The 8,289-nt window shown below is 59.2% G+C and carries 7 protein-coding genes; 3 read left to right on the forward strand and 4 right to left on the reverse strand.

Going from position 1 to position 8,289, the window contains the following annotated elements; all coding sequences use genetic code 11:
- Window positions 1–1,844, reverse strand: a 1,844-nt coding sequence (locus PMI17_RS24360; RefSeq protein ID WP_007894129.1) for a molybdopterin-dependent oxidoreductase, incomplete at its 3' end; no start/stop codon positions are given.
- A 196-nt stretch (window positions 1,845–2,040) separates the two neighbouring features.
- Here PMI17_RS24360 and galR point away from each other — a divergent pair.
- Entirely contained in the window at window positions 2,041–3,042 is a 1,002-nt protein-coding gene (galR, locus tag PMI17_RS24365; RefSeq protein WP_036622264.1) for an HTH-type transcriptional regulator GalR, read from the forward strand.
- Between the two features lie 245 nt (window positions 3,043–3,287).
- On the opposite strand, the gene PMI17_RS24370 is transcribed toward galR, so the two are convergent.
- Together PMI17_RS24370 and lysA are read right to left on the reverse strand one after the other, a co-directional pair.
- On the reverse strand, window positions 3,288–3,737 hold the full coding sequence (locus tag PMI17_RS24370; protein WP_007894144.1) for a GNAT family N-acetyltransferase: 450 nt from the start codon (window positions 3,735–3,737) through the stop codon (window positions 3,288–3,290).
- Window positions 3,734–4,990: a diaminopimelate decarboxylase gene (gene lysA / locus PMI17_RS24375; protein ID WP_007894146.1), complete on the reverse strand. Its 1,257-nt coding sequence runs from the start codon at window positions 4,988–4,990 to the stop codon at window positions 3,734–3,736. Before lysA ends, PMI17_RS24370 begins: the two co-directional genes overlap by 4 nt.
- Before the next feature lie 110 nt (window positions 4,991–5,100).
- Here lysA and PMI17_RS24380 point away from each other — a divergent pair, with 110 nt between their 5' ends.
- The gene (locus PMI17_RS24380; protein WP_007894149.1) at window positions 5,101–6,021 is read left to right on the forward strand and encodes a LysR family transcriptional regulator; all 921 of its coding nucleotides are present in this window, start codon (window positions 5,101–5,103) and stop codon (window positions 6,019–6,021) included.
- Here the strand turns inward: PMI17_RS24380 and PMI17_RS24385 are convergent.
- Entirely contained in the window at window positions 6,018–7,181 is a 1,164-nt protein-coding gene (locus PMI17_RS24385; protein ID WP_007894151.1) for an MFS transporter, read from the reverse strand. The two genes, PMI17_RS24380 and PMI17_RS24385, sit on opposite strands and share 4 nt — an antisense overlap.
- 363 nt (window positions 7,182–7,544) lie before the next feature.
- On the opposite strand from PMI17_RS24385, the gene PMI17_RS24390 reads away from it, so the two are divergent.
- Window positions 7,545–8,171, forward strand: a complete 627-nt coding sequence (locus PMI17_RS24390; protein ID WP_007894153.1) for a hypothetical protein — start codon at window positions 7,545–7,547, stop codon at window positions 8,169–8,171.
- Window positions 8,172–8,289 lie beyond the last annotated feature (118 nt).

Below are 8,289 nucleotides of genomic sequence, written 5' to 3' on the forward strand. Positions count from 1 at the left end.
GGGAGCCACTCCTGCGGCTCGCGCCATTCGGGATGTCCGGCGAAATCGTCCAGCTGATAATCGGCGATGGTCTGGCAGAACAGCTCAATCTTGCCGCTGGCGGTTTGAATCGGGTGCGTTTCTGGATTGGCGCGGAAATCATCCATAAACACGAACGGCTTGCCGCCTGCGGGGATCTCGACAAAACCGCGCTGCCAAAATTCGCCAAACTCCGGGAAATGGATATCACGGCGCGCATGCGCGGTGGCGCACTGCTGATACAGATGTTCAATCCACTGCATCTCGTTGCGGCCTTCGGTAAACACATCGCGATAGCCGAGACGATCGGCGATATCTGCGAAGATATCGAAATCGTTGCGCGCCTGATGCTGCGGCTTGATCGCCTGATGCATCGCCAGCACGAAGCGATCGCGCGACGATCCGCCGATGTCGTTGCGCTCCAGCGTGGTGGTGGCGGGCAACACGATATCCGCCATCTGCGCCGCTGGCGTCCAGACAATATCCTGCACAATCACGGTATCCGGACGCTGCCAGCCCTCCACCAGACGATTGAGCTGCTGGTGATGATGGAACGGATTGCCGCCCGCCCAGTGCACTAAGTGGATATCCGGATAGTGTTGGGTTTCGCCCTGGAAGTGATACGGCTGGCCAGGATTGAGCAGCATATCGCTGATGCGCGCCACCGGAATCGACCAATTGCCCGGATTCGGGCCGGTGCTCATCATCGGCGCTGGGCCATCCTGACGCGGATTGCCGACGCTGTTCATCGAACCGTGACCAAACGAGAAGCCGCCGCCCGGCAAGCCCGGCTGGCCGAGCATCGACGACAGCGCAATCATCATCCAGTAAGGCTGCTCGCCGCGATGGGCGCGCTGAACCGAATAGGAGCAGGTAATAAAGCTGCGTTTGCCCATCAACTGCTGCGCCAGCAGGGCGATGCGCGCCGCCGGAATGCCGGTAATCGCGCTCGCCCACTCTGGCGTTTTGGCCATGCCATCGCTTTCGCCCAGCAAATAACCGCGCAGCTGCGGCCAGCCGGTGCAGTGGCTGGCAAGAAAGCCTTCATCAATGCCGTTGCGGCGGGTAATTTCATAACCCAGCGCCAGCATCAGCGCCACGTCGGTGTTCGGGCGAATGGCAATCCATTCGGCATTAACGAACGCCGGGCAATCATCGCGCATCGGGCTGATGTTGATGATCGGCGTGCCTTTGGCGCTAAGCTGCTCCAGCGCCGGTTTCAGGCTGTGCTGCCCCGCTCCGCCGGACGCCACCTGGGCATTTTTCAGCGCCAGGCCGCCAAAGGCGATGAAGATCTCGGCGTGCTCCACCACTTCCGGCCAGTCGGTGACGCGGCCGGTCAGCGGCATGTAGGTGCCAATCACATACGGCAAGAAGAACTGCGCCGCGCCCCAGCTGTAGTTGCCTTGCTGATCGACCCCGCCGCCGCCCTGAAAATAGAAGCGACGAATCAGCGTGCGCGCGTGGTTGACGCGCCCCGCCGATGACCAGCCGTAAGAGCCGTTGAAAATGCCCGATGCGCCGTAGCGATCGCGCACGCGGCGATTCTCTTCCGCCACCAGATCCAGCGCGGTATCCCAATCCACCGCCACGAAATCTTCCCGACCGCGCAAGGTGCGATCGCTGTTCTCGCGTGACTTGAGCCAGGATCGGCGCACCATCGGCTGACGAATACGTTTATCCGAATAGACCAGTTCAGGAATGGTGTTAAGCATTGGCGACGGATCGGCATCGGCGAAGAACGGTTCACAGCCAATCAGGCGATGGTTTTCGGTGACGGCGGTAAAAGCGCCCCAGTGCGCCAGATGTGGCACGCGAGTTTTCATGGTTTTGGGTCCGGCAGGCAGGTGTGATGATGTCTGGCAGCATAACATGAGCCTGTGACTGAGCTAAAGCGCGGCCGTGAGCGCCTGATTTTCCGTGCTTTTGCGACAGCGCTGGCATTCTGGCGGGTTGCTACAGGGTGGCTTTTCCGTAACACTGATGGCATGTGTAAACGTTTTCCCGGATGTCGATAATCGCATGGCTACCATTAAGGATGTTGCCCGCATGGCGGGGGTTTCGGTCGCGACCGTTTCCCGCGTCATCAATAATTCGCCCAAAGCCAGCGAGAGTTCGCGCCTCGCCGTAACCCAGGCAATGGAGCAGTTGCAGTATCACCCGAACGCCAATGCGCGCGCCCTGGCGCAGCAATCTACCGAAACCCTCGGTTTAGTGGTGGGCGATGTGTCCGATCCGTTTTTTGGCGCGATGGTCAAAGCGGTAGACGAAGTTGCAGGGCAGACCGGCAACTTTTTGCTGATTGGTAACGGTTACCACAATGAGCAAAAAGAGCGTCAGGCCATTGAGCAGCTGATGCGTCATCGCTGCGCCGCGCTGGTGGTGCACGCCAAGAAAATCCCCGACGATGATTTAGAGATGCTGATGAAGCAGGTGCCAGGCATGGTGCTGCTGAATCGCCTGTTGAAAGGTTTTGAAACGCGCTGCATCGCGCTGGATGACCGCTACGGCGCGTGGCTGGCTACCCGTCATCTGATTCAGCAAGGCCACACGCAGATCGCCTTTATCTGTTCTACGCACACTATTTCGGATGCTGAAGATCGCCTGCAGGGTTATTACGATGCGCTAAAAGAGCACGGTTTGCCGTGTAACGATCGCTTAGTAGCGTGGGGCGAACCGGACGAAGTCGGCGGCGAGCAGGCGATGACCGAGTTGATGGGACGCGGTAAGCAGTTTACCGCAGTGGCCTGCTACAACGATTCGATGGCGGCCGGTGCGCTGGCGGTGCTAAGCGATAACGGCATTCGCGTGCCGGAAGAGATGTCACTGATTGGTTTTGATGATGTGCTGGTGTCGCGCTATGTGCGCCCAAGATTGACCACGGTGCGCTATCCGATTGTTACCATGGCGCAACAGGCCGCGCAGCTGGCGCTGGCGTTAGCCAATGGCGGCGAGATGCCGGAAGTGACGAATATGTTTAGCCCAACGCTGGTGAGACGGCATTCGGTGAGTGGGCCGGGTTGATTGGGGTTGGGTGCGGGGTTTCCCTCACCCTAGCCCTCTCCCGCATGCGGGAGAGGGAACCGATCGCCGATCGGGATGAGATAAGCACGTTGCTTTGAAATCGCTCGGGCACTTAACTTCTAAATCTGTCAGGCATTTAACTTCAAGATCGCTCGGGCACTTAACTTCTAAATCGCTCGGGCGGCTCCCTCGCCCGCTTGCGGGAGAGGGTTGGGGTGAGGGACAGCGCGCACCGCCCCAACCCATCACAACTCCCGCGCGTACACCTTCACCCGCACATCCGGGAACTCCAGCGCCTCGCACTGATACTGCCAGCCAAAACGTTCGTAATAACCACCAAACGTCGACCATAACCACAACTTGTCATAACCGCGCTGCTGCGCAAACGCAATCACATGTTGCTGCAGCGCTTCGCTCAATCCCTTGCCGCGCGCCGACTCCTCAACGTACAGCGCCGCCACCCACGGCGTCAGATCCTGGCGGCTGATCAAATCGCAGCGCCAAAATCCCACCGTACCCAGCGGCGTATCGCCGTCGAGCGCCACAAAGGTCACCGGGAAATCGGCGCCGTTGAGGCTGCTGCGCACGATGCTGTCGTAAAACTCGCGCGAGGTACCATCGCCAAACGCCTGCCACAGCCAATCGGTGATCTGCGTGGCGTGGTGCGGCACCGCGCTGAGCGCAACGATCTTCATCCGTGCAGTTCCAGCGCCAGCAGCTCCTGAATGGTCTGCGCACGACGAATCTCCCGCGCCTCACCGTTCTCAAACAGCACTTCAGGAATCAGCGGGCGGCTGTTGTAGTTCGACGACATCGACGCGCCATACGCGCCGGTATCATGGAACACCAGATAGTCACCCACCTGCGCCGCAGGCAGCGCGCGGGTTTCCACTTTGCCGCCTTCCAGCTGCGTAAACACATCGCCCGATTCGCACAGCGGACCGGCCACCACGCTTTCAATCGTTTCATCACCCAGCGCGCGACCGTCAACCGGCAGCAGCGAAATGTGGTGATAGCTGCCGTACATCGACGGACGCATCAAATCGCTGAAACCGGCATCGACCAGCACAAAGTGACGGCTGCCCATCGCTTTCACCGCGCGCACCTGTGACACCAGCACGCCCGACTCAGCGACGAGGAAACGGCCCGGCTCAATCTCCAGCTTCACGGGATGACCAAGATGCGCGGCAATACGCTCGCGCGCGCCGTTCCACAAGCCGTAATAGTGTTGAGTATCAATGGCCTCTTCACCAAAACGATAAGGAATCGACAAACCGCCGCCGGCGGAAATCGCCTCGAGGTCCTGACCAAACGCCACCACCTGATCGACCATCGCGTCGCACACCTGCTGCAGATGGCCGTAATCAACGCCGGAACCGATATGCATATGCAAACCGACCAGACGCAGGCCGTGCTGCTGAATCGCCGCCAGCGCCAGCGGCAGATCACTGTGCCAGATGCCGTGCTTGCTGTTCTCACCGCCGGTGTTGGTTTTCTGGCTGTGGCCGTGACCAAAACCGGGGTTGATGCGCAGCCACACCGCGTGGCCTGGCGACACGTCGCCCAACTGATGCAGCATATCTACTGAACCGGCATTGACCGGCACCTTCAGCTCGGCAATGCGCGCCAGCGTGGGCTGGTCGAACACGTCGGCGGTGAAAACAATATCTTCGCCGCCCGGCTGATAACCGGCGGCAATGGCGCGCTCGATCTCACCCAGCGAGACCGAATCGACTTTGACGCCGGCCGCGCGCATCAGGCGCAGGATGTGAATATTTGAGCAGGCCTTCTGCGCAAAACGCACCACGTCGAACGCGCTCAGCTGGGCAATACGCTGCTGAATAATCGCCGCGTCATAAGCCCAGAATGGACCGCTATAACGCTTTGCCAGCGGCAGTAAATGGGCGGCGGTTAACGCCGTTTCGGTGTTGTTCAGTGGACGTGGCATCTCAATTCTCCTGTGTCATTACCCCTATTTAGCCATAGCGCAGCGATTCAGAAAAATATCTGTCTTAGCGACATCTATACAAATATGATATGGCTTTAGCGGAGGGCGCAATGGCAAAAATTAACTGGCGACATATCGAAATTTTTCACGCGGTGATGACCAGCGGCAACCTCACGCAGGCGGCAACGCTGCTGCACACCTCGCAGCCGACGGTAAGCCGCGAGCTGGCGCGGCTGGAGCAGCAGCTCGGCTTGCAGCTGTTCGAGCGAGTGCGCGGACGTTTGCAGCCGACGGTGCAAGGCCTGCGGCTGTACGAAGAGGTGCAGCGCTCGTGGTATGGGCTCGATCGCATTATGGATGCCGCCGAAGGGCTGCGGCAATTTCGTCAGGGCGAACTGTCGATCGCCTGTTTGCCGGTGTTTTCCCAGTCGCTGCTGCCGCCGCTGCTGCAGCCCTTTATGCAGCGCTATCCGCAGGTCAGCCTGAATATCATTCCGCAGGAGTCGCCGCTGCTGGAAGAGTGGCTATCGGCGCAGCGCTACGATCTCGGTCTGACCGAAACCCAGCATGCGCCGGCCGGCACCGAGCGTCTGCCGCTGCTGACCTGCGATGAAGTGTGCGTGCTGCCGCCACAACATCCGCTGTGCCAGCGCGCGGTGCTGACGCCGCAGGATTTCCACGGCGAGAATTACGTCAGCCTGTCGCGCAGCGATAGCTATCGCCAGCTACTGGATTCGCTGTTTCATGAGCAGGAGGTGGAGCGACGGTTGGTGCTGGAGACGCACAGTGCGGCGTCGGTGTGCGCGATGGTGCGCGCGGGCGTGGGGATTTCGATTGTGAATCCGCTGACGGCGCTTGATTACGCCGCCAGCGGGGTGGTGATGCGTCGCTTCAGTATCGCCGTGCCGTTTACCGTCAGTCTGGTGCGGCCACAGCATCGACCGGCTTCAGCGCTGGTCGATCACTTCTGCGACCACCTGCAACAGCAAGTGGCCGCGTTTCCACAACGTATTGCCGAGCAATTAGCTTAAGCGTTAACCGCTTCGCCCTGCCCACCCGATTTGCGGAAGGTGATCAGGCAGATCACCAAACCGATGACTGCCAGCGCGGCAGCAGCAACCGGCACCGACGTCAGGCCGTAACCTTTCTCGATCACCGCGCCGCCGACCCACGCGCCGAGCGCGTTACCGACGTTGAAGGCGGAGATGTTGAGCGTAGAAACCAGGTTTGGCGCATCTTTACCGTGGCGCACCACGTTAATCTGCAGGCCTGGCACGGTAGCAAAGGTCGCCATCGCCCACAAGAACAGGGTGATCTCCGCCAGCCACAGCGCATGGCTGGTCCAGCTGAACAGCAGCGAGAACAGCGCAATCAGCACAAAGCTGAGGATCAGGCTAAACGACACTTTCCAGTCAGCCAGCTTGCCGCCGAGGATATTGCCGACGGTTAAACCGGCACCGATCAGGAACAGCGTCCAGCTCACACCACGATCCGAGATGCCGGTCACTTGCAACAGCAGCGGGGCGATGTAGCTGAACAGCGCAAACATCGCGGCGGCAAAAAATACCGTCATCAACAGCGACAGCCACAGTTTGCCATTCGCCAGCGCGCTGATTTCACTCGCCAGATGCACCGGCTGCTCTTCTTTGTTGTTCGGCAGGCTAACAATCAGCGCGATAAAGGCGAAGATGCCGATAATCGCCACGCCCCAGAAGGTGGCGCGCCAGCCAAACATCTGACCAAACCAGGTGCCGAGCGGCACGCCAAGCACGTTAGCCAGCGTCAGTCCGGTGAACATCAGCGCCACGGCAGAAGCCTGACGACTCGGTGCCACCAGACTCGCCGCGACCACCGCGCCAATGCCGAAGAAGGCGCCGTGACACAGCGCGGTCACCACACGCGCCAGCATCAGCAGGTTGTAGGTGTAGGCCAACGCACAGAGCACGTTGCCGATGATGAAGATAATCATCAGCAGAATCAGCGTCTTTTTCCGCGGCAGTTTGGCGGTCAGCAGCGCCATGATCGGCGCGCCGATGGCCACGCCCAGCGCGTAACCGCTGATCAGCCATCCCGCCGAAGGAATGGTCACCTGCAGATCGCCCGCCACGTCCGGCAGTAATCCCATGATGACGAACTCCGTGGTGCCGATGGCGAACGCACTCAGCGCCAGCGCCAGTAATGCAACAGGCATAACACACTCTCCCAAATATTTTTTGCAGGCAGGCCGCACGGCGAACGCAGTGCGGTTACAACGGACGTTTATTAAAATTTGAACTGCGTCACATTGTTATTAAAGCATAGCCTTTTCACCGCAACCACCCCGCGCGCCGCAAGGCTATGTTGCGCCTGCAGCAATAATCGCAGTGCGGGAAAATGACGGCAGCGAACCATTGAGACAGATTGATGTTTCCGCGCTACGCTTGAAGCAGGTTGTGATCGCTGTCACAGCAGCACAGCTTTTGGCGCTAAATCAATCAGTAAAGGATGGACGAGCACTGCCGATACCTCAATGGATTGCCCGGTTATGCGGTGTCAAAAATCGAGGGGAGAGCGTATGCGATGGCTCATCGCGCTAACTGTTGGCTGCCTGAGTGGCTGCTCTGTTGGGCACTACGAATACAGTAAAGAAGCAGCAAAACGCGTTGATATGACCGTGACCGGCATTCCCACGGTGCTGGGCATTGGTGCGCTCGGCACCACCATTCCTCTCACGCCCGAATACAGCCTGACGGCGGCGCACGTGGCGAAGTATTCGCTGTATCGGGTGAAAGCCTGGCATCCTGAGTGTGATATTGCGGTGGTGTACCACAAGAACAGTGAAGCCAATCTGCCGCCGCCGTTTCGTAATAGCCATATTGGCGACAACGTGAATTTATATGGCTACAGCTTTATTTCGGCGATGCCGGTGGCATCGAGCGGTAAGAATCTGATCAATACCACGCTGGCGAATGACTGGAATAAGGCCAGCTGTGTGGTGGTAGCGGCTAATGCTGGCGTGGTGAAAGGCATGTCCGGCGGTGCGGTGTATAACGCCAGCGACGATACGCTGGCGGGAGTGATTGTCGGTTATAGCAGCCAGATTGATGACAATAAGAGCGGTAAGACGCTGTTTAAGAATGTGGCGCTGTATGTGCCGTATGCGCGGTTCCAGGCCTGGCTGGATGGGGTGGTGAAGTCGTAGATTTGCTTCGGGCTGATTGAGATTGTGCTGGCTGTCCCCCTCCTCGGTCCTCCCCCATAAATGGGGGAGGAAGATGCTGCAATATGATGGTTGGGGAGCTGCATGTGGCAGCGTCTCC

Source organism: Pantoea sp. GM01, assembly GCF_000282675.1.
Classification (GTDB): domain Bacteria; phylum Pseudomonadota; class Gammaproteobacteria; order Enterobacterales; family Enterobacteriaceae; genus Pantoea; species Pantoea nemavictus.

Coding starts and splice junctions, on each gene's coding strand:
- PMI17_RS24370 (WP_007894144.1), bottom strand. CDS start 3,737: ATGAAGATCGTTGCGCTCAGCGCGGTGCCGCACCACGCCACGCAGATC.
- PMI17_RS24385 (WP_007894151.1), bottom strand. CDS start 7,181: ATGCCTGTTGCATTACTGGCGCTGGCGCTGAGTGCGTTCGCCATCGGC.
- PMI17_RS24390 (WP_007894153.1), top strand. CDS start 7,545: ATGCGATGGCTCATCGCGCTAACTGTTGGCTGCCTGAGTGGCTGCTCT.
- lysA (WP_007894146.1), bottom strand. CDS start 4,990: ATGCCACGTCCACTGAACAACACCGAAACGGCGTTAACCGCCGCCCAT.
- galR (WP_036622264.1), top strand. CDS start 2,041: ATGGCTACCATTAAGGATGTTGCCCGCATGGCGGGGGTTTCGGTCGCG.
- PMI17_RS24380 (WP_007894149.1), top strand. CDS start 5,101: ATGGCAAAAATTAACTGGCGACATATCGAAATTTTTCACGCGGTGATG.